This window comes from Rhodococcus sp. T7 (genome assembly GCF_009872365.1).
GTDB lineage: Bacteria > Actinomycetota > Actinomycetes > Mycobacteriales > Mycobacteriaceae > Rhodococcus_F.
Window position 1 is genome coordinate 14,464 of sequence record NZ_WXYH01000376.1, and the last position, 21,665, is coordinate 36,128.

Sequence of the window (21,665 nt, forward strand, 5' to 3'; positions counted from 1 at the left end):
GGAGGGGCTGGACGTGGACTCTGGATTGGCTGCACAGCAGGGTTGGACGCTGAATTTCTATGATTTCCAGCGCAGGTGGGCGTCTGTCGAAAGTTTGGTTTCCGGCGTTGACGACGTACTGACGCGGGCGAGGCGGAACGGGGCGGTCGACGGCACTCCGTTCTTCATCGACCCTTGGGGCCGCGCAGATCCGCTGGTCAATGCGTACTGGAGGGCACCGAGGCCGGGTGCGATGGGGTTGAAGATCGATACTGTGCGCCGATACGCGTACTCGCTGAAGGTGTGGCTGGATTTCCTTCATGCGGTCGGCGCACGGTGGGACACGGCGGCGCGTGATGAGCTGGCGATGTTCAAGCAGTGGCGTCTGTCGGCAGAGGAGAACCCCGATGCGATCTCGCCCAGCGCATTTCACGTCGATAGGGCGGCTATCCGGCGGTTCTACGAGTGGGCTGCTCACCATCGACCGGTGGATAACCCTGTCCGTGTCCGCCTTATCGATCGTGGTCTCGATGGCGTAACAGCGAAGGAAGTGCTGGAGGGCACACCTTCGGCGGTTCGCCGGGCGGATGTGAAGTGGATGACCCCCGAGGCGTTCCGTTTATGGCGCAATCTCGGCCTCCGTGGATTCACCATGGACGGGCTACCGGCCGATACCTGGCAAGGTCGAACCGAGGACCGCGATACCGCATTCGCAGAGGGCCTGTTCGGCACCGGGCTGCGGATGGGCGAGTGGTCCAGCCAGCTGACCATCGAGATACCGGCGTCGCATGGCGCTGGGCTATTTCGGGGTCAGCTGTCGGCGGCGTGCGCGAAAGGAGCTGTGGGGCGACGGTTCTGGATGCGTCGGAGAGTTGCACAGTTGGTCCGCTACTACATCGACGACGGCAGCCGAGCCGCGGCGATCGCACGCGCGCAGGTCGCCGGCCGATACGAGCATGTGCAAGGCCGCTGGTTGCTGCGGCAGGTTCGCCGGGGCGGCGTGATCGAGGTGGTCGACGATTTAGGGCGCCTGCGTGATGTCCATCTCGACGCGATGGGCCCCCGGCTTCGGATGAGGCTGTTTCGGGAGGGCGACGGCGGCCTGGAACCGGTGTGGTTGTGGTTGAACGACGACGGTACGCCGCGACCGAAGAAGGCCTGGTACAAGACGTTCGATCGCGCCAATACCCGGGTTGCGCGGGCGATGGGCACCGTGAATGGGCAGGCCCGATTGTGGTGTCGACCGCATATGCTGCGGCATTCTTTCGCGTTGCGCTGGTACTGCATTGCGACCTTCGTTGCCTGGCATCGGACCAACGTGCTGACGACAAAGGAGCAGCGCGACTTCCGTAACCAGCTCGGGGATGTGTGGTATCTGATGGCGACCCTGTTGGGACACAGTAGTGCCGAGGTCACCCGGGAGGTGTATCTCGAACCGTTCAAGGCACTGGAGGTCGAGCAGCTGATCGGGTTGATGGATGCCGATGACCGGCACGCGCTGGAGAAGTTGGTCGATGTCCTGGCGCTCGGAGAGCCGCGGGTGCTGACGGGGGCCACCTCGTGAGCGGCAAAGGACGCCCGGCCGCATTACCGCCCCAGGGTTGGCAACCACCCCAGCGAAGTCCTGGCCTCGTCGTGGAATTCGTGAGCGACGATGGCGGCCAGCGGAAGGCTTTCGATTTCGGCGTCCTACCCGGCCATCCGAGCGTCCGAGAGGAACTCGCGTCGGCATTCAGCGAGGTCACCGGGCCGCTGGGGCGTTGGCGGCGGCTGCAATCGGCAGAACGCATGTGGGCGGTGGCGCGCAGGACGAACAAATGGGTGGCCGAGAACCGTCCGACCATGTCCGAGCTCGGCGAGCTCACCGTCGCTGATGCCCGAATGTTGCTGCACGCGTTGCGGACACCTGCGGGTCATCATCCCATGTCGGAACTGCGAACGCTGCTCAGTTGCTGCCCCGCCGTGAAGGAGGAGGTTCTCCGCGAGATCGCCCGGCATAAGAACGTCGGGACTAAAGGTGGCGGCCACCAGCCCTATACCGAGCAGGAATGGAGATGGATCAGCACCGCCATGCGGACGGTGATTCGTCGTGCTCGGGAGCGGATAGTCGCTCATCGACAGCTCGTCGCGGACTTCCGGGCCGGGAAGCTGGACGACCGTGACACCAGGGACCCGGAGCGATGCTTGGGTGAGGTGTTGGACCACTATCTGCGCACCGGCGACTTTCCCCATGCGACGAGCAATGGGTTTCCGACGCAGTCGGTCAGAATCGCCAGCCTGGTGACCGGTCGCCCGCTCAGATCGCTGCTGCACTTGTCGACCGGCGAGGCGTGGGCGTTCGGTGCGCTACTGGTAGGACTGACCGGCTTGAACCCATCGACGGTCTTCGAACTGCCGGTCCCGCGGATTCTGGCGACCGCCCCACACGAACCCGGAGTCGTCTTCGTCGATGCGATCAAACATCGGCGTGGTCCCCGCGCTGCCATGACGATTGCGTTGACAGACCTGCGCACCGAGTTGCATCCACCCGACCACGATCGGCGACCACAGCACGTGCGCGAGACGTCGTTGACCACACCGTATGGCGTATTCATGTCGTTGTTGGACTTGACGGAGTCGGCACGTCACATGGTGGGCAGCGAAAAGGCTTTCACCTTCTACGTCCGAGCAACGCAGACCTTGACCGCCACAACGCCCAAGGTCCGAGGCGAACACCGTAAGAGCTGGTTCGCTGAGGCTCTGACCGGCGACCCGGAGCGCGATGACGTTCTCCTGGGGTTCTCCTTGAACCGGCTACGCAAGACCCACCTCGAGCGGCATCGGCGCCCGGTGGCTCACACACCTGCCACCCTCGGCCGCTATCTGCGGAACATGGACACGGTCACCGAGGAGGGCTATCAGCTAATCCGGGAGGCGCTCGATGAGCAGGTTGCCGATGCACGGAAGCGGCGAAGGATGCACGTCGAGGCGTTGGCGTCGCTGGGATCCGACCACGACACCGTGATCGGAGCCTGCACCGATTTCGACCATTCACCACACGACGGCGGAGCGACCTGTCGGCAAACCTTCCTGACCTGCCTCGACTGTTCCAACGCCCGCGCGTTCCCGCGGCATCTTCCGTTCCAGCTCGCCGTCCTCGATGAGCTGCAAAGACAGAGGGACCACGTGTCGGCGCTGCGGTGGGTCACCGAGTTCGCCGGCAGGGTAGCGCAATTGGAAGAAATCATCGCCGAGTTCGAACCCGCACAGCGCACGCAAGCCCGCGACCAGATCACCGACCTGCACCGCCGCACGGCGGCCCGCTTGTTGACAGGAGACCTCGATCCCATATGACCAGCCCATTCCATGACGATGAATTCCGCATCGACGGCCTGCCCATCACCTCGACGACGACAGTGCTGCAGCGCCGCCGACTACACGACGCCACGGCGATGCTGTCGCGCTTCGCTGATCCGGTCTGGGACCTGTTCCCCGCCTTGCCCGACCGACACCGCGCCAACCAGGCGATCCACTGGGACACCTATCCCCAGCCACTGCTGTTCGCCTGCAAACTCTATGTCTTCGCGCTGGTCAACGTCACCGAGCACGCACCCCGCGTGGCCGGGTCACGTGCGGACGTGCTGTCGATTCCGTCGATCTGGGCCGATCTGTCGCACCTGCGGGTATTCCTCCGTTGGCTCGCCGACCGCGGTATCACATCCTTGGCCGACGCCACCGAGATCGATCTGGATCGCTACTACAGCCATGTTCGGGAACAACCCGACTCCACACCCCGTCAGCGCAAGTTACTGCTGGCCGTCCAACGCCTCCACCTCTACCGGGACTATCTGCCCGCGTTCGCTCGAATGCCCATCGCCGTCCTATGGGGCGGTGCCAGCGCGGCGGAACTGGCAGGCGACCCGGATCCGCGGCGCCTCGGCAACCGCACCCCACGCATCCACCCCGACGTCATGGGAAAGTTGCTGTCGGCGGCACTGCTGGTGACCGAAACAATCGCCGCCGACGTCCTGCCCGCCGCCCGTCAGATGATCACCATGCGCGCTCTGGCCGTGTCCGTGGCCGCGGACCCAAGGCCATACAGCCACTGGAACACCACCCGCTGGAACGCGGCCGAAGAGCAGCTCGCCCGCGTACTGCACGCCTTCGCCGCGGCCGGTCACCCCCTGCCAGGCCGTCGTGACGGCAGGCGCACAGTTGTCGATCTCGCCGGGCTGGTTCACGCCGGCCAGTTGCCGCATGTCGCACAGCTCAAACTAGATCCCTGCGCCGCCGCCATCACCAACAGCGGCCTGCCCGTCGTTCGTGACCTGCTACGGGTTACGAAATTCACGAAGGTCGGGGACCGAGCATGGCACGACGGCCCAGTGGAAACATCCGAACTGCGCCCACTGATCCGACACATCACCACCGCCTGCTTCATCGTCATCGCCTACCTATCCGGGATGCGGGTCGGAGAAGTGCTCAACCTCCGGCGCGGCTGCGTCACCCGCGACCCGAAGCTCGATCTGATCTTCCTGTCCGGCCACCAACTCAAGACCACCCCACAGAGAGCCGAACGCTCACCCGCGACGATTCCCTGGGTCATCAATGCTCAGGGCGCCCAGGCGATTGCGATTCTCGAAGACCTCGCTCCCAGTGCGACGCTGTTTCCGTTCGGGCACTTCGGAACCGCCAACTGGTTGCGATCACCGCGCACCCGAACCAAAAACAGCCTCGCCGACGACGTCCACGCCTTCATTACCTGGTTCAACACCACCATCGCAGATACCGTCGATCACCCCACCATCGGTGAAGACGAGCACGGACCAATCACTGGGGTGAGGCTGCGCCGCACCCTCGCCTGGCACATCGTCCGCCGCCCCGGCGGCACCATCGCCGGCGCCAACCAATACGGCCACCTATTTACCCGAATGACTCACGGCTACGCCGGGCAAGCCGACGCCGGATTCCTCGACGAGATCACCTTCGAGCAATTCTTACTGCGGACAGAGCAACTGCACGACGACCACCAGCGCCTCACCCGACGCGAACACGTCTCCGGCCCCGCCGCCGACACCTACCGGCACCGAGTCAGGGAGGGACAACGGTTCAACGGTGTCACCCTCACCAGCGCAGCACAGGCGAACACCGCACTGTCCAACCCGGACCTCCAAATTCATCACGGAGCACTGCTCACCTGCGTCTGGCGTCCGGAAACCGCAGCCTGCCAAGCCCCCACCAACGACGAGAACGGCCCGGTCTGGGCGCGTTGCCGACTGAACTGCAGCAACATCGCCTACACCGAACGCGACATAACCGAGCTGCGCAACCATGTCACGAAGCTCCGCACCGATCTCGACCTGCAGGTGCTGCCTCTGCCGCTACACCGCCGCCTCCACGAGCGCCTGACCGAACACGACAGAGCGATTCACGCCCACGAGTCGACGCGCCCCTAGACAGGAACGGCACCATGCCTACCACCGATCGTCTCGCCCAGCTCAAAGCCGAGCGTCAGCGCATCCGCGATGCATCCCAGCGCTTGCTGACCGGCACTTCTGCATGCAGCAATGGCAAATTCACCATCTCTACGCTCGCTACCGAGGCCGAGGTGTCGCGCCAACGTCTCTACGAACACCACCCCGACCTCGTCGCAGATTTCAAGGCAAGTGCTGGCCTGGGACCGATCCCGCCGAATATAGACGCGCTGCAACAGCAATTGGCGGATGCTCGAGAACAGATCAGGGAGCTCAAAGCCCGCGAGGCCACGAATCTCGACCAAATCAAGACCCTCTGCGCGGTAATCACAGAACTCACCCATCAGGACCACGCCGGCAATCTGATCGCCCTGCCGACCGCTGGACCTCGACCACTGAAGTATTAGCAGTAGCGCGACTCGATGCTCGAACCGACGGTCTTTTGATGAGCTAGAGTGGCGCCGCGAGTTCCGACACTGCTGTCGGGCAGTGAATGGGAGAATCAGAGCAGCAAAATCATGCTAAATGCCGCGAAAAGTGCTGGTATGGAAGGAATTTTAGCCAAACGTTCGACTTCGATCTACCTTCCGGGCCAGCGGAGCCGAGCCTGGATCAAGCACGCAATCCGCACTCGCAGTTCGGTTTTGGTGATCGGCTTCGTCGGCTCCAGTCGATCGGTCGCGGCGCTGATCCTCGGGGCGTATGACGCCGAGAACCGATTAGTCCAGGTCGGTTCCGTTTCTTCCGGACTCACGGTGCCGATGCGCCGACAGCTCCGGGAGGACTTCCGGCCGCTGGAACGCCCTAGCAGCCCTCTCACGGACCCGTCAGCGGCCGCGGAGACCTTCCCCGGGGTTCAGTGGCTGACTCCTCGACTGGTCGTGGACGTCGCCTACAGGGCGCACACGGCGGGTGGTTTGCGCCATCCCTCGCTGAAAGGCCGGCGCTTCGACGTCGATGATCGCTCGGTTCGTGTGGAGGACCTGTAGACCGGCCAGAGGAAAGCCGCCGACACCTTCCCCGGCGTCAGCGGCTCCTCATCCCCAATGTCGTCGGGAACGCTACGCAATGTAGGTCTTACCCGGCTCGGGGGTGACCGTGACGCCATATCGCCTCTCGGCAAGTGGTCGCTCGCAGCGACTTTTCTGGTGTGGTACCCGGGGTATGCGCGCCACCGTCAGCTGCTTCAACAGCACACGGTGTGGTGATATTCCGGCGCCTGGCCGCCTGAAGGAAACCCGCTTCGAAGATCGTGTGAGCGACACTCCGAGACGGCATTGGGACACGCCCGACTTGGGGCGTGGTTGTTAGGCTCAGCGATGCGCCCCAGGGGCGCATCGCTGCTGTTCAGAGCCGGTCAATCTGCCCCCGGCATTCTCCGAATTTGGTCTAGCGTGCGCAGTCATGACGAACTTCCTCGCTCTGAACGGTGACGCACCGGGCCTCACCCATGTGGTTGCGGTCAGGCTGCCGACGATCGAAGATGTCTTCCAGTTCCTCGGCCCATGGGCTGGATACCTCATGGTCCTGGGCGGGATTGCCGCGCTAGTCGGGTACATCTCGTCCACAGGACTCATCGGCCGCATGAACATGAGCAAAGAAGGCACGGTACTGCTTAGCGGCCTGGCCGCTTTTGTCCTCGGATTCATGGTCTGGCTGGGGTAACTGCGTGGTCAGTGGGCGTTCTCGACGGTGATCGGCTTCAAGAGGTCGGCGCCGTTGTTCTTGACGTTGTTGACGGCCTTGGACACCGGATAGGTGTCGAGGCTGCCCGGCGCCGGCGGCGCCATCAGGGATCGGGCGTAGTCGACGTCGGTGTTGGTCGGGTCGAGCCAATCCGCCCAGTTCTCCGGGACAACGCTCATCGGCATCCGATCGTGAATGTGTCCCACATCGTCGGTGGCCTCGGTCGTGATCACCGAAAATGTGACCAGCCAGGCGTCCGGGTCCTCGTCGGGGACATCAGGGTTGCGCCAGAAATCGAAGATGCCGGCCAGAGGCAGAATGTCGCCCTCGGCAGGGTGGATGAAGTACGGCTGTTTCAGCGGCTTCCCGGACTTGCCCACCTCATCGGTCGGGAACCACTCATAGAACCCGGCCACCGGGACAATCCCGCGCCTCGACTTGAAGCAATTCCTGTACGCAGGCTTTTCGTGCACGGTCTCGGCGCGGGCGTTGATCATGCGGGAGCCGATTTTTGGGTCTTTCGACCAGAAGGGCGTCAAGCCCCATTTGAGGTTGCGCAACTGTCGCTGGGGCCGTTCGTCGGTGTCCTTCGGTACCCGGGCGATCACGACTGGGGAGGTCTTCGTGGGTGCCACGTTGTAGTCCGGCGACATCTCCGGGTCGGCCCGCTCGGGGTCGATCTCGAAGGTCTCGAGCAGCGTTTTCCGGCTCGTCGTCGATGCGTAGCGACCGCACATACCGATAGCGTGCCACGACCTAGGTGCCGTGAGGTGATGGTTCGAGTTGTCTATGTCGCGTTTCCTGGGGACTCAGGATTGTCGAGCCTTGGGGGTTGGTCTTGGGCGCGTTCGACAAAGGTGCGGCCCGAGTTCGGCACACTGGGGGCATGGCGGATCAGCAACGGGAGAAGTCGTGGTCGGCCCGATACGTATCGCTGTTGGCTACCGAACTCGCCGCCCGCGGCGTGCAGTACCCGGACGAGATGCTGGCGGCGTTCATTGACGGCAATGTCACCACGGTCGCCGCGATCGCCGGCATCAGTGAGCGCGACGCTCAGCTGACGATCAATGCAGACGCCGTTCCGGCGTGGGCCGACATGGTTGCGGGAATGACGATCGAATGCGCGGACGTCGACGTCGCCGAGGCGTCGTGGGTGCGCATCTCGATGGCGACGGCGGCGAAGACCACAGCTGCCCTGGCCCAATGTCACGAGATGATCGTGCACAGCATCGAGACCGAACAGGAGCTGGCCTCCGAGGACGAGGCCACCGCAGACACCCTCACCGTGCTTGTCGCTCAAGGGGACACAATTTCTCGGTTGTCGCGGCACCTGGCCATCGTGATCGCGGAGACCGCATTCACTGCAGGTGATGTGCTCGTCGAGGAGGACTTCTACGAAGCGGTCCTCGAGGTACTCACCGACATCATCGAAGGCGACGACGCCGAAATCCACGACCAACTGCTCCCCGGCTGGTATTGCCAGGCCTGGCACGACCCCAATCCCTTCGCAGGGCCATGGGAGTCGTGTGGGAACCCGGCGCACTCGCTCACCGGGATACTCGCCGCCGCGGTCACCGAACTCCAGGACACCCACATCCACGTGGAGTAACCAGCCGGCCACCGACGAAGAGTCGTCGGACAGCACGGAACGCCCATCCTTTCCCTGGGGTCACGCCCGTTCACCGATTGATGACGCCATAAGCAAGGGGGTTCGGTGTATGCAGCGGGTCAGGCTTACCGATGAGAGGGTGATTGGTAAGCGGTTCACCGAGAATGGCCAGGCCGCCGCGGTGCAGGGTGAGTCCGGTGATCGATGCCACCAGGACAACCGTCTTGTCGTGGACCATGAGGACGATCGTTGATGCGGCGACGTGGTCGGCGCGCAGTTTCCAGATCCCGCGGCCGCGCTCCCACAGTTCTTGCGGCGTGAGATCCGGGGAGTAGCCGATGTGCGTTCGGCCGAGGGGGTCGTCGGTCTCGGCGGGTGAGGATTCGTCGAGCCTGACCCGAACTGCGGTGATCCGTGGTGGGAGCTGCTTCGGGCGGAATCCTTGCAGCTCGGTCAACGACCCTCTCTCGCGGTCCCGAGGCAGGTGGATATAGGCGGGATAGTGCCTACCTGCGAGGTTGACCGGAGGCAGTTCACCGGTCGCGGAGAAGCGTTGTTGCTCGCAGAATTGCACGCGCCGCTCGATGTCGTCTTGTAGGGGTGTGTCGACGATGTCGAAGCCGCGCTTCTTCAACGCCCATCCGAGCTCGGCAGTGTGCCGGCCGGGAAGATACGTGGAATGAAAGTGCCCGGCATCTTCCGGCACGGCCGAATGCATCTCCTCCCGGCAGTCCTGCGGCAGCGCATCGAGGAGGCGCAGCATGCACGCGCCGAGCAGGCTCGATATCGGTTCGCTCAGCGTGGGACGATGCTCGACGGTCGCGATGGCGGCGTACACGCTGACCATGCGAACGAAATATGCCTCCACCAGCGGGAAGATCTCGTCCCACCACTCGACTGCCTCGGCCGATTTGCCGCAGAACTGGGCGTAAACCGGGCTCTCATCGAGGATGCGGACCGCGGTCGCGGCCGAATCGTCCAGCGCGTCGAGAATCAGTTGTGCGTGCTCTGTGATCTCACACTTGTCGCACGGGTGGGCGAGCACACGGAAGGTGGATTCACTGCGCCGAAACCTACGATGACCGCAGCTGTAGACGAGGCAGCCAGGAGCTACGCAGTACAGGCATGCGTGGAGATCCCCCTGCTTCCACGTCGCGTGCGATCGCCGTTGCAGCGGCGTTTCTCGCCACTCGTGACCAACAGGGCAACGCCACCAAAGCATCTCGTGTGAAGATGCGGTGATCGAATCAAGATCGACCCCGGCATTGCGGGCCCGATGCAGTTGCCGAAACAGTTCTGGGTGCTCATCTTTGAAACGCATACTCCCCCCTTGTGTCTCCTGTTCGAGGCCCTCAGTGGGCGTCGCGGAAGGCCTGCTCGACCTCGGCGGGGATACGGCCGCGGGAAGAGAGCTCGTAGCCCTGCTCGAGCGCCCAAGCGCGGATCTTCTTCGTTTCGTCCCGCGGCCGCTTCCCGGCAGTGGGGTTGCCCGGTCGGTCCGCGCGGTGCTTGCGGCCGCCGACCCGGGTGGAGTGCGCGATGTAGTACTCGAAGGTCTCTCGGAGTTCCTTCGCGTGCTCGTCTTTCAGGTCGATCACGTACTCGACGCCGTCGACTGCATAGTGGATGCTCTCGCCGTCCTCACCGAAGGCTGTGCCGTCGATGTCGTCGACCATCTCAACTACGACCTTGCGTGCCACAGATTCCACTCCTCGTTCTTCGGTACAGACCGGATGACAGTACTGGCAGTATCAGAAAACTCCGCGGATCCCGGGTCCTATGGGTTCGTGCCCCGTTCGCCGTCCTTGGTGGCCGCGCTGGCGCTACGCGCTTCGGCGAGTTCGGCGCGCAGCTCATCGGCTCGCTCGCGGGCGGTCGCTGCCTGCGCCTGCGCGGTCACGAGATCCGCCTTGGTGGCGCCGAGTTCGTCGCGGAGTTCGCCGGCTCGCTCGCGAGCGGCCGCTGCCTGCGCCTGGGCAGTTGCGAGATCCGCCTTAGTGGTGGCGAGTTCGTCGCGGGCTGCGTCCGCCCGGCTGCGTTCGGACTGCACCGCGGTCCGGGCCTCCGTGAGGTCGGCCTCGAGCCGCTCGATGCTGGCTGTCGCCGCCGCTGCTGCGCGATCGGATTCACTCCGGACCTGGTCAATCTGAGTAAGAAGGTCGGCGTTGTGGCGACGCAGCGACTCGACAAGTTCATGCTGTTCTGCCGCCTTGTCGCGGTGCTCGGCAGCCGCGGTCTCCATCTCTTGTCGCCACCGATCGAGGACGGCGGCGTGTTCCTCAGCAAGCACGGTCAGCTCCTCCCCGTGCGCTACCCGCAGGGCCTGCACCTGTTCGGCGTGCTCGCGCTGGGCTTCAGCCAACGCCGTCGCTGACTCCGCGGCCGCCGCTTCGGCGGCCTGGGCGGCGACGTCGGCATTGGCGCGGTCATCGAGCGCCGCCTCGAGCTGGTTACGGAGTTTCTCGATCTCATCCGCGGCGTCGGCCTTCACCTTGTCCGCGGTGACCTGTGCGCGGCGTAGGTGGGCGTCTATCGCTGCCGGATCTCCGAGCAGGTCGACCGCACCGGTGATCCGATCGGCGACCGCAGACAGCCTGTCCAATGCGCCGCCGGCCTCCTGCCGCAGCAAGGGCAGGACCTGCGCCAACGCGGCCGCTGCCTCCGCCGGGTCGGTAGGCAGTTCCGCCTCTGCCGCGGCGGAGGCGGTCTCCTGCTTTTGCCGCGCCCGCCAGGCCCGGACCCGGTCGGCGTCCGACGCGTACTCCCGGGGCCTACCCGGCTTGTTTTCAGCCATTTTCGACGCTCCCACCGTTGACGTGAGGTAAATCGTAACACATTATCGTATCGTTTCATTACGTATCCATTATGAAATGAAACGATACGAAACTGTAAAACGTGTAGCGCGCTTCACAAAAGGTGTGTAGCGTGCTTTACGTAAAGCCCGCCGATGAAGGAGAGACGGAATGTCGCCGACCTATGCCGCTCACATCGTGACCAGCGACGCCGTCGCCCTCGGCGATCCCGAGATCCTCGTGATGACTTCCCCGGACGAACCTGGCCTCATTGCCAGCTATCCCCTGGCCGCCGACGAAGCCCCAGAGGACGTCCTGGCGGCGAACGGGTGGCGGGTCACCAGCGGCGACACTCCCGCGGTCGAGAAGGGCTACAGGATCGTGGAGGTCGAGTCCGTCGATTGGGAGCAGATCGTCAAACACGTCACCTTCGCCAAGGCGCAGGCAGAGATTGAGGCGGGCCGGCGGGACCTCGCGTGGCGTACCGTGCTCCGCGATGCGATGCGCGCCGGCGGTTCAGCTACACGGCTCGCAGGAGCGGCCGGAGTCAGCCGCGAGCGGGTCTACCAGATTCGCGACGGTCGCCGGTAAATCCCGACAACGGATGAAGACGAGCAGAGTTCCCGGTGCTGTTCGGCGGCCTGGGGGTCTTCCTCGTCGGTTTCATGACCTGGCTGGCGTAACAACCCCGGATCAACAGAAATCAGCGACAATCGGGCAGTGACGGACTCTCACGGATCCGGTGGAATGGCAGCGTGGTGGGTGAGCACCACCCAGGTACCCCGTTGGGGAATCCCGCTTTTCGTCAGCCTCTCGATGTTCATCGGCTTCTTACTTGGCCGCTGGTTCGAGGTTCCGGGATCGTCCGAGTTCTGGACGATTGCGGGCCAACCTGTGGCGACTCTCTTCGCTGGGCTAGCTGCGTTGGGGGCGGCTATTCTCGCCTACATCACAGGTAAACGTGCGTGGCACCAGGCGAAGGAACATCATCGCTCGGACAGGAGCTGGTCAAGGCTTCAGTGGGTGATCGACAAAGGTGCAAGCCCAGGTAGTAATGATCCAGGCCTAACGGAAACGCTGCGTGAGAAGATCCTCGACGCGATCGAAGCCGAGTCTTACAGTCTCGACGACAGCACATTGAAGGAGGCCGTCGTCGCCTACTCAACCGAAGTTATTGACAGGTATCGCGAGGTTAAGGATGCTCAGCCAGGCGTCCTAAAAACCTAAGGTCCGGATGCAGCGACCTCCTGACCACTGCAACACCAGCGATGACGCCACAACTAGACAGGCCGCACGATGAGCACTCTTCGAGAGCAGATCGCCAACCTAGAACCCATCGAGTACGCGCGAGACGCACACGCAGCGGCGCGCTCGGCGAAACGTCGCGCTGAACGGTTGGGTCGTCCCGTACCGGCCTCTGCGCTTGAGATCTTGGCCATTCCTGAGGACGAGCTGGCCCGTCAGCGTGAGAAAGCAATCGAAGTTGCCCGCGAGGCCGCAGCGAGTACACCTTCAACACGAGCGAATGAGGTCAGTGGCGTCGGCCGCGATCACGTCCTCGATTCTGACGTTGAACTCGAGGAGGAGGACGAAGAGGACGAATACGAGGAGGACGAGGAGGACGAGGACGAGGACGAGGACGAGCGGAAGGCGCGCCCCAGGAAGAGCATTTCCGCAACTCGGAGGACCGGGGCGAACGTGAAACGAACCGCCCGCGGCGCCCGCGGCGAGGGGACACAGCCCAGGCCCCGACGACGAATGAGTAGGTAACGCGCACCCCCCGCGACGTCTTCTCAGGAGTCGCCGCTCACCCCGAATCAACAACGGTGGGGACGCCGCATCAATCCGACGCTTCCGCAAGATGTCTGTAGAGGGTTGCTCGTCCGATTTCGAGGACGGCGGCGATCTCAGTTTTCGGTGTGCCGTCCTCAAGCATTCGCAGGATCTGGCGTGCTTTGGCAGGGGTGATCTTGGCTGGCTGGCCACCGACCCGGCCACGAGCGCGCGCTGCGGCGAGGCCGGCCAAGGTGCGTTCCTTGACCAACTCACGTTCAAATTCTGCGAGAGAGCTGAATATGTGGAACACCAATCGTCCTGTGGGCGTGGAGGTATCGATACCCTCGGTCAGGCTCCGGAAGGCCGCCCCCTTGCTTTCGATGAGTCCTACCGTCTCGATGAGATGACTCAGCGAGCGGCCAAGCCGGTCCAGTCTCCACACCACCAAGGTGTCGCCGACGCGGAGGCTGTCGAGAGCCTGTTGCAGCTGCGGGCGCTCCTTCTGCGCGCCTGAAGCAACTTCTTCCCACACGCGTAAACAGTTCTCGGCCGCCAGAGCGTCTCTCTGAAGATCCAACGACTGATCGGCGGTTGACACTCTCAGGTACCCCAATGTCAGTTTCAGATGACGCCTGCACGACGACCAGGCAATTCACGCATCAGTGCAGCCTACTGTTGACATTCTTTATCGGAAGTGGGCTGCATAAGCAAGCGGTCTGACTTCGACCGTCAGTGAGCGAGCGTCGAGATGTGAGCCCTGGGTAGTGTGAGAATCACGAGCACCATTCCCTATTCGCCATTCCCGATTACTGGATCCCGCACTCCCCGGCCCCTGTGAAAGCACTGCCGCACAGGACGATCAGATCACTGGATGGTACGCCTGCCACGGGGCCGAGAGTTAGGCCTGTCCGACTCGTTGTGAGGGTGGCACAACCGTGCCACCGGGTACGGCAGCCCGCGGCGGTGAGCTCGCGGGGTGCCGCACCCGGTGGCACGAGTGGGTCAGGGGAGGTCGAACCGATCGAGGTTCATCACCTTGTCCCACGCGGACACGAAGTCCTGCACGAACTTCCCCTTCGCGTCGTCGGCGGCGTAGACCTCGGCCAGAGCGCGCAGCTCCGAGTTCGACCCGAACAGCAAGTCGACGCGGCTGCCGGTCCACTTCACCTCATTGGTGGCGAGGTCGCGGCCCTCGTAGATGCCCGAGTTCGCAGACGTCGGCGCCCACTCCGTTTCCAGGTCGAGCAAGTTCACGAAGAAGTCGTTGGTCAACGACCCAAGGTTCGAGGTGAACACGCCGAGCGACGACTGGTTGTGGTTCGCGCCCAGCACCCGTAGGCCACCGATCAGTACCGTCAACTCGGGGACGCTGAGGTTCAGCAGATTCGCCCTGTCGATCAGCAGGTACTCGGCGGGCAGCCGGTGAGCCTTCCCGAGGTAGTTGCGGAACCCGTCCGCAGTCGGCTCGAGTGCGGAGAAGGATTCCACATCGGTCTGGCCCTGCGTGGCATCGGCGCGTCCCGGAGTGAAAGGCACCTCGATGTCGTGGCCGGCGTTCTTGGCGGCCTGCTCGACGGCCGCAGTTCCGCCCAGCACGACGAGGTCGGCGAACGACACCCGGGTGTTCCCGGTCTGGGAGGAGTTGAACGACTCCGCGATGCCCTCGAGTGTGCGCACCACCTGCGCGAGCTCGTCGGGGTTGTTGACCTCCCAGCTCGCCTGCGGCTCGAGGCGGATACGACCACCGTTGGCGCCGCCGCGCATGTCGCTGCCGCGGAACGACGACGCCGCCGCCCACGCAGTCGAGATCAACTGTGGGACAGTCAGGCCTGACGACAGGAGCTGCGCCTTGAGGGTGGCGATGTCGTCGGCGCCGATGAGGTCGTGGGTCACGGCCGGGATGGGGTCCTGCCACAGCAGGGTCTCCTGCGGGACCAGCGGCCCGAGGTAGCGGGCGATCGGGCCCATGTCACGGTGGGTCAGCTTGTACCAGGCCTTGGCGAACTCGTCCGCGAGCTCCTCCGGGTGGTCGAGCCAGCGACGGGTGATCTCCTCGTAGGCCGGGTCGATCCGCAAGGAGAGGTCGGTGGTCAGCATCGTGGGGGCGTGCCGCACCAAGGGGTCGAAGGCGTCGGGGACGGTGCCGGCTCCGGCGCCGTCCTTCGCCATCCACTGGTTGGCTCCGGCGGGGCTCTTGCTCAGCTCCCATTCGTAGCCGTACAGGGTCTCGAGGAAGCTGTTGTCCCACGTGGTCGGGGTGGGTGTCCAGGTCACCTCGAGGCCACTGGTGATCGCGTCCTTGCCTTTACCTGTGCCGAAGGAGCTCTTCCAGCCCAGGCCCTGCTCCTCGAGCGGCGCGGCTTCGGGCTCCGGGCCGACGTGGTCGGCGGGGCCGGCACCGTGGGCCTTGCCGAAGGTGTGGCCTCCGACGATCAGGGCGGCGGTTTCGACATCGTTCATCGCCATCCGCCGGAACGTCTCCCGGATGTCCGTGGCCGCTGCGAGGGGGTCCGGGTTGCCGTTCGGTCCTTCGGGGTTGACGTAGATCAAACCCATCTGGACTGCACCGAGGGGCTTTTCGAGGTCCCGGTCACCGGTGTAGCGGTCGTCGCCGAGCCAGGTGAGCTCCGGGCCCCAGTACACGTCCTCTTCCGGCTCCCACCGGTCCACCCGGCCGCCGCCGAAGCCGAAGGTCGCGAAGCCCATCGACTCGAGTGCGACGTTGCCGGCGAAAACCATCAGGTCGGCCCACGACACCGTCTTGCCGTACTTCTTCTTCACCGGCCACAGCAGCCGGCGCGCCTTGTCGAGGTTCCCGTTGTCGGGCCAGCTGTTGAGCGGCGCGAACCGCTGCATGCCGGCTCCCGCTCCGCCGCGGCCGTCGGTGATGCGGTAGGTACCCGCGGCGTGCCAGGCCATGCGGACGAAGAGGGGCCCGTAGTGCCCGAAGTCGGCGGGCCACAACTCGTGTGAGGTGGTCATGACCTCCTCAATGTCCCGCTTCAGGGCTTCGAGGTCGACGGACGCGAATTCCTTGGCGTAGTCGAAGTCCTCGTCCATGGGATTGCGCACGGCGGGGTTCTTCTGGAGGATCTTCAGGTTGAGTTGGTTCGGCCACCAGTCACGGTTGCCACCACCTTCGGTGGGGTACTTGAGCTGACCGTGGGCAACGGGGCAGCCGCCGCTCTGTGCGGGTTCGGTGTTGGCCTCGGCGATCGGCGGGTGCTCTTCCGCGAGGGTTTGGGTGTTGTCGGGCACGGCTTTCCTTCCAAGAGGGGTACTTCGGGCTGTGGTTCGTTGATCGGCTAGGTGGGGTGGGAGGTGGAGCAGTCGGGGCACAGGCCCCAGAAGATGACCTCCGCCTCGTCGACACGGAATCCGTTGTCGTCAGGCGCGGTCAGGCAGGGCGTGTCACCGACGGCACAGTCGACGTCCGCGATGGCCTTGCAGGACCGGCACACCAGGTGGTGGTGGTTGTCGCCGACTCGCGACTCGTAGCGGGCCACGGATCCGGATGGTTGGATCCGCCGCACCAACCCGGCGGCGGTGACGGCGTGTAGCACGTCGTACACCGCTTGCTGAGACACTCGGGGCAGAACGCCGCGTACCGCTGCGAGGATCGTCTCCGTGTCGGCGTGGGGATTGGCCTGCACCGCGTCCAATACCGCCACCCGGGGCTGGGTCACACGCAGGTCGGCGAGTCGCAGCTGTCGTGCGAAATCCATGGTCGAGGACACGGGCAGACTATGCCCCGGCTTTCTGTAATTGATCAAGATCGTGAGTCATATTGAGACGCTCATGGCGGCGGATGCCGGGCAGTAGACTGAACTGTCGTGTGTTGCGGCGGTGATCGGTGGCGTCCTCGGCCAGCGCAATCAGTTCCCCCTCGAGACGGATGAGGGTGGAGTAGAGCGGCCGGTCCGGTTGCGGTGCCAGCGCCCGCAGTTGATGTAACCGGCAGAGGGAAGCGTTGCCAAAAGATATTGTTGCCGTTATTATTTCGCCCCATCCCAGCCTTCCGATCGAACGGGCATAGTCTTCGGCCCGAGTGTCGGTGTCCATGAGCGGCGCGGCGGCTCGATCGGTGAACAGGGAGGCGAGTTGGTGGTGCAGGGTCGATTCGACGTCCCGGAGTTGTTTCAAGTCCCCTCGATGGTGTGAGTACTGGGTGTCATCGAGAAGGAGGTCGAACACTGTCGTCGCGAATAACGCACCCATGTAGGCGTGGTCGAGAAGGTACTGGTACTCAGAAGGATTCGTGTGCAACGTATTCGGCCTATCGTCGGCCACTGAGCTCACCTCGCCTGTTCTTCGGATTCGTTGGCCACCGACCGGCACTCCTACGTCACCGTTTCGGCCGGCGCTGGTGAGCGGGTTGCGGGACTCGGGGACTGGGCGGGTGTTGTCGGCGCTGATCGAACGCGGTAGGTAGCAAGATCGGGGTCATACCGTCGGTGCGCCTCGTTCCGCGAGGCAGCGAGACTGGCGCGGCATGCGGTGATCAGGCGGGTGGTGGCCGGGCTGCTCCCGTCGCCGCATCGAGGGCAGTCGATGGTGGCCGTTCCCGCGATCTCGTCGATGATCACGGGCAGGGGGACGGCGCAGCGTCGGCACCAACGGTGTCGAGTCACTGCGTTGATATGGGTTGGCGACGCGACACATTGGTGGATCCACCGATGGTGTAGCGGGCACGTGACGCGGTCGTCAGGAGCCAAGCGCAGAGCGTCCTCGGCAGCGTCCTCGCGTGCGAGCCGCTCGTCGAATGCGCCCCCTGGGTACCGAGATGCAGATGAGCAGATGGTGTCGGTCAGGGTGGTCATGACGTCACCTCCACCAGATCGTGTTGCGAATGCAGCTGCGCCCAGGTGGCTCGGCGGCGGCCGTCGGAGCTGCGGTAGGTAGCGTCGCCGTCCGGCAGCCAGGTGCGCATCAGGTCATCGCGCACGGGAGGACGGTCGGTGGGGGCGGCCGTGTTGCACAGTGGAGCCACCAGCCAGACCCGACCACTACCGGAGTGCTCTCGCGCAGTCGTTGTGGGCAGGGTGTGCGGGTTCGTCGTCATCGGAATCGCCTTCTCGGTTGCCTCGGTAGTGCGCAGCCTCGGTGTGGAGTCGGCAACGATGCCTTCGAGTTTCGTACCGGGTGCACCATCTCTGTGTTCCCATGATCCGGCGGAATCTGTGTGACGGCCGTCTCATTTCCGGACACGGAAGGTGGTGCTGCCCGGCGAACTGGATGACGACGACAGACGGCGATGCACGCCCGATCGGACGCGATTCGGACGGGTTCCCCGTCGGTGGTGGGTTCTGGGAGTGAGAGATCCGGCGCCGGCGCAGGGGAACCACCACGGCGCAGGCTCTACCGGTGATGAGCGATGGCAGAGTGGCTTCACGTCGCCGTGGTGACCGCCAGTCAGGCTCGGGGAACGCTTTTTACAAGCCTATTCCGAATTCCTTGATCTTCCGGTAGATCGTGGCACGTGAGATCCCGAGCGCGGTTGCGGCCGCCTTCTTGTTACCGTGGTTCGCCTCGAGACTGCGGACGATGGCGTCTCGTTCCAGGGCTTCGATCTGTGTGAGCATGTGTCGGCTCAGCGCCCGGCACATCGGTGGGAGCTGCTCGACTCCGGCGATGCCGGAGCGTTGCCGCTGCACCACCTCGTGGAGGACCTGCCGTAGCTCGCTGACGTTTCCGGGCCAGCTGTACTTGCACAGTTGACGCATCGCCACGGGTGAGAGGGATAGCTCTGCTCCGTGGCTGAGTTGACGGAGCAGGAGCGGCACCAGGTCGTGGAGATCCTCGATGCGGTGGCGCAACGCGGGCACGGGCACGGTGTGGCTGAAATGGGGGAGGATCAGTGTGTCGAGATCGGTGTTGTGCACTGCAGCGCCGATGGTCACAGCGATCCAGCCGGCGTGTTCGCGTCCTGGGATGAGGTCGGCGACAGCCCTCTGATGCTCCTCGTCGAGCAGGTCGATGTCACGGAGGATGATGCTGAAGCGGTCCTGTTCGAGTTCTTGCCGGAGGGCCGCCATGGCGTTACTGTCCCCCGACAGCTCCGTCGCATCGAAGATTCGGGTGCGGATCGGAATATGGGCGATAGCAACTGCTTTGAGGGCTGATGTGCGACCGCTTCCCGGCTCCCCGGAGACCGTGACCCACTGTTGTTCGCGGGCGCAGCGGGCGATCTGCTGGCAGCTGCGGCGCCAGGACGCGCTGCTGCCGGTGATGCCGGGCAGGATGTCGGGTTTCTCGGCTGCCGGGACCACGGAGTTGGGGGTGTCGAGGAGATGTACGTAGAACAATGCCATCTGCCGTCGCGATCCAAATCCGAAGTCCTCGACGGACGACAGACGCGCTGACTGTCCGCTGGGGAGGGCGACGATGTGTCGATGCGTGGCAGGCGCACCTGTCAGATCGACAGCGTGCTCGAGTAGTGCAGCTTGGTCTTGGGCGTCCAGTGCCAGGCGCAGGCGACGGTTGAGGAGGACCAGATCGTCCCCGAGCGCGAGGACTCCCGCTTGCGGTGCCCGCCGGCCAGCCTTCAAGTAGGCGTTCAGCAGTGCGGTTTGCTCGGCACTGGCCTGCTCGAGGAGGCGGCCTTCGATCTGGGCGGTGGCGGATTTGGCGAGGGTGGCCAGCAGTGGGCCCCCGTCCTCTACCCAGCCGGTGAGGTCGAGCGCGCCGACCAGGGCGCCGGAAATCGGGTGGGTGATCGGGACACCGGCACATGCCAGTTGTCCGAGACAGCCGACGTAGTGTTCGGCGCCGGTGACCAGGGTTGGTTGTCGGGTCTCGAGGGCAGTGCCGATACCGTTGGTACCTGCGAATTCTTCCGAGTAGCTGAAACCCGGGGCCAGGTTGACCGCATCGAGCGTGCGATTGAGTCGCCGACTGGAGGCGATCCTGGTCAGTACCACGCCGTCGGCCGATGTGAGTATGACACTGACCGGCTCGTCCACCAGTCCGTCCGCGAGCTGCTTCAGGACCGGTCCGGCGGCCGTGACGAGGGGAGAGTCCAGGTTCGGCTCTCGAACAAACGGGAGATCGAGCTGATCGGGTTCCACTTTCAGTGACTTCGACCGCTGCCAGGAGGAGTAGATTTCCTGCCGAATGGAGCTGTCGAGATCATGCTCGACGAGAAAACGCTCGCGTGCTACCTGTAGGTCCTTGGTGGTCATGGTTTGTTTACGCCCTGTTCTTCCACCGGTTGCTGACACGAGCGTACGGCGTCTCAATGTGATACGGGTCTCAGTATGAGACACAGGCCTGTGGCGCGTGAATCCCCAGGTGGGCCGACGTCCTCGACGCACTCACGGTGGTACGACGGGAGACAGGGTGTCATCCCGGGGTGGGCGAGCCACCGGCCTGTCGCACGCGTGGTGCGTAGGGCGCCGGCTGGCCTGTTGAGGTAGGGCGTGCCCCCGGTGGGCGCTCACCACGACTAGATCTGCAGCCTGAGTTGGTTCAGGCCGGGTAATGAGATTCCGGGCGGATTCAGACGCTTCCTACCGGCGGGGCTGGGGCCGGTTACCTGACGGCTGTGTGTCCTGGGCGGCGGGCCGCGGGCGGACCCCGGTGAGGGCTTCCAGCGTGCACAGGAGGTCGGTCATGGTGAGCGTGCTCGACACCGGGGGCCGCTGCGGTTCGGGGGCGGGAGGGCATTGTGGTCGCGGGACGGGGTTCACTGGCATCGTCGTGGCCTTTCGTCGGGGATGGTCACCGGTGTGCTCACTGGAGGTAGCCGTTCGGCGCATACGGCGAGAAGTCGTTGACGGAGGAAGTCATCGATGGCAACGAATCGGCGTGTGGCCAGATATCGCAGGCGTTCGAAGTACCGAGCCTCGTTCCACCCGAAGGCGATGAAGATGTCTTCGGCGCTGCCACCGCCGAAATGCACCCATCGGGCCGCGAAGTCCAGTACGAAGTCGTCGTTCTCCTCGGGCCGGGCCGACGGGAGGACTACTGGATCGATATGTGCGCAGGCTTGAACTGCATCGGGCGACGACTGCGTGGATATCGCGATCCGCGATCGGGACGGGTACAGGTCCATGCCGGGAGCTTGGGTGGCAGTCATATCGCGCGCCCTGGATTGAGTATCCCGGCGGTGTCGAACGCGGCCTTGATCTGACGCATCAAACCTCGCTCGTGCGTGCCTACCATCGTTTCGAGGTAGCTGCGTTTGAGATCACCGACGCCGTGCTCCCCCGTGATCGATCCGCCCAGCGCCAAGCACCGGGTGACCATTTCGTCGAAGGCGCGGTAGGCGCGGTCGGAGGCGTCGGGGTCAGCTGCGTCGAACACGATCGTGGGGTGGAGGTTTCCGTCCGCGGCGTGCCCGAAGGTGCCGACGAAAAGGTGGTGGCGGTC

Annotated in this window: 22 protein-coding genes and 1 pseudogene; 10 read left to right on the forward strand and 13 right to left on the reverse strand. The window is 64.3% G+C overall.

Going from position 1 to position 21,665, the window contains the following annotated elements:
- Positions 1-25 precede the first annotated feature (25 nt).
- The 6 genes from MLGJGCBP_RS40710 to MLGJGCBP_RS40735 all read left to right on the forward strand — a co-directional run bounded on the left by MLGJGCBP_RS40710 (position 26) and on the right by MLGJGCBP_RS40735 (position 7,097).
- Positions 26-1,543, forward strand: coding sequence for a site-specific integrase (locus tag MLGJGCBP_RS40710; protein ID WP_236581663.1), 1,518 nt, complete (start codon positions 26-28; stop codon positions 1,541-1,543).
- A gap of 80 nt (positions 1,544-1,623) precedes the next feature.
- Positions 1,624-3,312: a hypothetical protein gene (locus MLGJGCBP_RS40715; RefSeq protein WP_160103086.1), complete on the forward strand. Its 1,689-nt coding sequence runs from the start codon at positions 1,624-1,626 to the stop codon at positions 3,310-3,312.
- Positions 3,309-5,414, forward strand: a complete 2,106-nt coding sequence (locus MLGJGCBP_RS40720; protein ID WP_160103088.1) for an integrase — start codon at positions 3,309-3,311, stop codon at positions 5,412-5,414. Before MLGJGCBP_RS40715 ends, MLGJGCBP_RS40720 begins: the two co-directional genes overlap by 4 nt.
- Positions 5,415-5,428: 14 nt before the next feature.
- On the forward strand, positions 5,429-5,839 hold the full coding sequence (locus MLGJGCBP_RS40725) for a hypothetical protein (protein ID WP_141475986.1): 411 nt from the start codon (positions 5,429-5,431) through the stop codon (positions 5,837-5,839).
- A 48-nt stretch (positions 5,840-5,887) separates the two neighbouring features.
- Positions 5,888-6,421, forward strand: coding sequence for an ATP dependent DNA ligase (locus tag MLGJGCBP_RS40730; RefSeq protein WP_236581664.1), 534 nt, complete (start codon positions 5,888-5,890; stop codon positions 6,419-6,421).
- A gap of 415 nt (positions 6,422-6,836) precedes the next feature.
- The gene (locus MLGJGCBP_RS40735) at positions 6,837-7,097 is read left to right on the forward strand and encodes a hypothetical protein (RefSeq protein ID WP_160103090.1); all 261 of its coding nucleotides are present in this window, start codon (positions 6,837-6,839) and stop codon (positions 7,095-7,097) included.
- An 8-nt stretch (positions 7,098-7,105) separates the two neighbouring features.
- Here the strand turns inward: MLGJGCBP_RS40735 and MLGJGCBP_RS40740 are convergent, their stop codons facing one another.
- Positions 7,106-7,855, reverse strand: a complete 750-nt coding sequence (locus tag MLGJGCBP_RS40740; protein ID WP_160103092.1) for an SOS response-associated peptidase — start codon at positions 7,853-7,855, stop codon at positions 7,106-7,108.
- A 149-nt stretch (positions 7,856-8,004) separates the two neighbouring features.
- On the opposite strand from MLGJGCBP_RS40740, the gene MLGJGCBP_RS40745 reads away from it, so the two are divergent.
- The gene (locus MLGJGCBP_RS40745) at positions 8,005-8,727 is read left to right on the forward strand and encodes a hypothetical protein (protein WP_160103094.1); all 723 of its coding nucleotides are present in this window, start codon (positions 8,005-8,007) and stop codon (positions 8,725-8,727) included.
- 70 nt (positions 8,728-8,797) lie between these two features.
- Here MLGJGCBP_RS40745 and MLGJGCBP_RS40750 read toward each other — a convergent pair whose 3' ends face one another.
- From MLGJGCBP_RS40750 to MLGJGCBP_RS40760, 4 genes and pseudogenes are all read right to left on the reverse strand, one after another.
- Complete coding sequence (locus MLGJGCBP_RS40750; protein WP_236581670.1) at positions 8,798-9,772, reverse strand: hypothetical protein; 975 nt, start codon at positions 9,770-9,772, stop codon at positions 8,798-8,800.
- Between the two features lie 129 nt (positions 9,773-9,901).
- A pseudogene (locus MLGJGCBP_RS54500) lies at positions 9,902-10,048 on the reverse strand (zinc-ribbon domain-containing protein); the annotation flags it as partial.
- Positions 10,049-10,079: 31 nt separating this feature from the next.
- Positions 10,080-10,427, reverse strand: a complete 348-nt coding sequence (locus MLGJGCBP_RS40755) for a histone-like nucleoid-structuring protein Lsr2 (protein ID WP_160103098.1) — start codon at positions 10,425-10,427, stop codon at positions 10,080-10,082.
- 77 nt (positions 10,428-10,504) lie between these two features.
- Complete coding sequence (locus tag MLGJGCBP_RS40760; RefSeq protein ID WP_236581665.1) at positions 10,505-11,521, reverse strand: hypothetical protein; 1,017 nt, start codon at positions 11,519-11,521, stop codon at positions 10,505-10,507.
- A 169-nt stretch (positions 11,522-11,690) separates the two neighbouring features.
- Here MLGJGCBP_RS40760 and MLGJGCBP_RS40765 point away from each other — a divergent pair, with 169 nt between their 5' ends.
- From MLGJGCBP_RS40765 to MLGJGCBP_RS50880, 3 genes are all read left to right on the forward strand, one after another.
- On the forward strand, positions 11,691-12,110 hold the full coding sequence (locus MLGJGCBP_RS40765) for a hypothetical protein (RefSeq protein WP_160103100.1): 420 nt from the start codon (positions 11,691-11,693) through the stop codon (positions 12,108-12,110).
- A 171-nt stretch (positions 12,111-12,281) separates the two neighbouring features.
- Positions 12,282-12,746: a hypothetical protein gene (locus MLGJGCBP_RS40770; protein ID WP_160103102.1), complete on the forward strand. Its 465-nt coding sequence runs from the start codon at positions 12,282-12,284 to the stop codon at positions 12,744-12,746.
- 69 nt (positions 12,747-12,815) lie between these two features.
- Positions 12,816-13,289, forward strand: a complete 474-nt coding sequence (locus tag MLGJGCBP_RS50880) for a hypothetical protein (RefSeq protein ID WP_236581666.1) — start codon at positions 12,816-12,818, stop codon at positions 13,287-13,289.
- A 70-nt stretch (positions 13,290-13,359) separates the two neighbouring features.
- Here MLGJGCBP_RS50880 and MLGJGCBP_RS40780 read toward each other — a convergent pair whose 3' ends face one another.
- The 8 genes from MLGJGCBP_RS40780 to MLGJGCBP_RS40815 form a co-directional block, all read right to left on the reverse strand.
- Positions 13,360-13,920, reverse strand: a complete 561-nt coding sequence (locus MLGJGCBP_RS40780) for a recombinase family protein (RefSeq protein WP_442972149.1) — start codon at positions 13,918-13,920, stop codon at positions 13,360-13,362.
- A gap of 377 nt (positions 13,921-14,297) precedes the next feature.
- Entirely contained in the window at positions 14,298-16,553 is a 2,256-nt protein-coding gene (gene katG, locus MLGJGCBP_RS40785) for a catalase/peroxidase HPI (protein WP_160103104.1), read from the reverse strand.
- Between the two features lie 47 nt (positions 16,554-16,600).
- A complete protein-coding gene (locus tag MLGJGCBP_RS40790; protein WP_160103106.1) occupies positions 16,601-17,032 on the reverse strand; it encodes a Fur family transcriptional regulator in 432 nt (143 codons plus the stop codon).
- 7 nt (positions 17,033-17,039) lie between these two features.
- The gene (locus tag MLGJGCBP_RS40795; protein ID WP_160103108.1) at positions 17,040-17,585 is read right to left on the reverse strand and encodes a hypothetical protein; all 546 of its coding nucleotides are present in this window, start codon (positions 17,583-17,585) and stop codon (positions 17,040-17,042) included.
- Between the two features lie 526 nt (positions 17,586-18,111).
- Positions 18,112-18,357, reverse strand: coding sequence for a hypothetical protein (locus MLGJGCBP_RS40800; protein ID WP_160103110.1), 246 nt, complete (start codon positions 18,355-18,357; stop codon positions 18,112-18,114).
- Positions 18,358-18,727: 370 nt separating this feature from the next.
- Positions 18,728-20,476 (reverse strand): sigma-54-dependent Fis family transcriptional regulator, encoded by a 1,749-nt coding sequence (locus MLGJGCBP_RS40805; protein ID WP_160103112.1) that lies wholly within the window; start codon positions 20,474-20,476, stop codon positions 18,728-18,730.
- 503 nt (positions 20,477-20,979) lie between these two features.
- The gene (locus MLGJGCBP_RS40810) at positions 20,980-21,372 is read right to left on the reverse strand and encodes a hypothetical protein (RefSeq protein WP_236581668.1); all 393 of its coding nucleotides are present in this window, start codon (positions 21,370-21,372) and stop codon (positions 20,980-20,982) included.
- On the reverse strand, positions 21,369-21,665 hold a 297-nt coding region (locus tag MLGJGCBP_RS40815), incomplete at its 5' end, for an FAD-linked oxidase C-terminal domain-containing protein (protein ID WP_328799674.1). The genes MLGJGCBP_RS40815 and MLGJGCBP_RS40810, both read right to left, overlap by 4 nt.

Coding starts and splice junctions, on each gene's coding strand:
- MLGJGCBP_RS50880 (WP_236581666.1), top strand. CDS start 12,816: ATGAGCACTCTTCGAGAGCAGATCGCCAACCTAGAACCCATCGAGTAC.
- MLGJGCBP_RS40805 (WP_160103112.1), bottom strand. CDS start 20,476: ATGACCACCAAGGACCTACAGGTAGCACGCGAGCGTTTTCTCGTCGAG.
- MLGJGCBP_RS40810 (WP_236581668.1), bottom strand. CDS start 21,372: ATGACTGCCACCCAAGCTCCCGGCATGGACCTGTACCCGTCCCGATCG.
- MLGJGCBP_RS40760 (WP_236581665.1), bottom strand. CDS start 11,521: ATGGCTGAAAACAAGCCGGGTAGGCCCCGGGAGTACGCGTCGGACGCC.
- MLGJGCBP_RS40800 (WP_160103110.1), bottom strand. CDS start 18,357: ATGACGACGAACCCGCACACCCTGCCCACAACGACTGCGCGAGAGCAC.
- MLGJGCBP_RS40740 (WP_160103092.1), bottom strand. CDS start 7,855: ATGTGCGGTCGCTACGCATCGACGACGAGCCGGAAAACGCTGCTCGAG.
- MLGJGCBP_RS40720 (WP_160103088.1), top strand. CDS start 3,309: ATGACCAGCCCATTCCATGACGATGAATTCCGCATCGACGGCCTGCCC.
- MLGJGCBP_RS40765 (WP_160103100.1), top strand. CDS start 11,691: ATGTCGCCGACCTATGCCGCTCACATCGTGACCAGCGACGCCGTCGCC.
- MLGJGCBP_RS40735 (WP_160103090.1), top strand. CDS start 6,837: ATGACGAACTTCCTCGCTCTGAACGGTGACGCACCGGGCCTCACCCAT.
- MLGJGCBP_RS40745 (WP_160103094.1), top strand. CDS start 8,005: ATGGCGGATCAGCAACGGGAGAAGTCGTGGTCGGCCCGATACGTATCG.
- MLGJGCBP_RS40725 (WP_141475986.1), top strand. CDS start 5,429: ATGCCTACCACCGATCGTCTCGCCCAGCTCAAAGCCGAGCGTCAGCGC.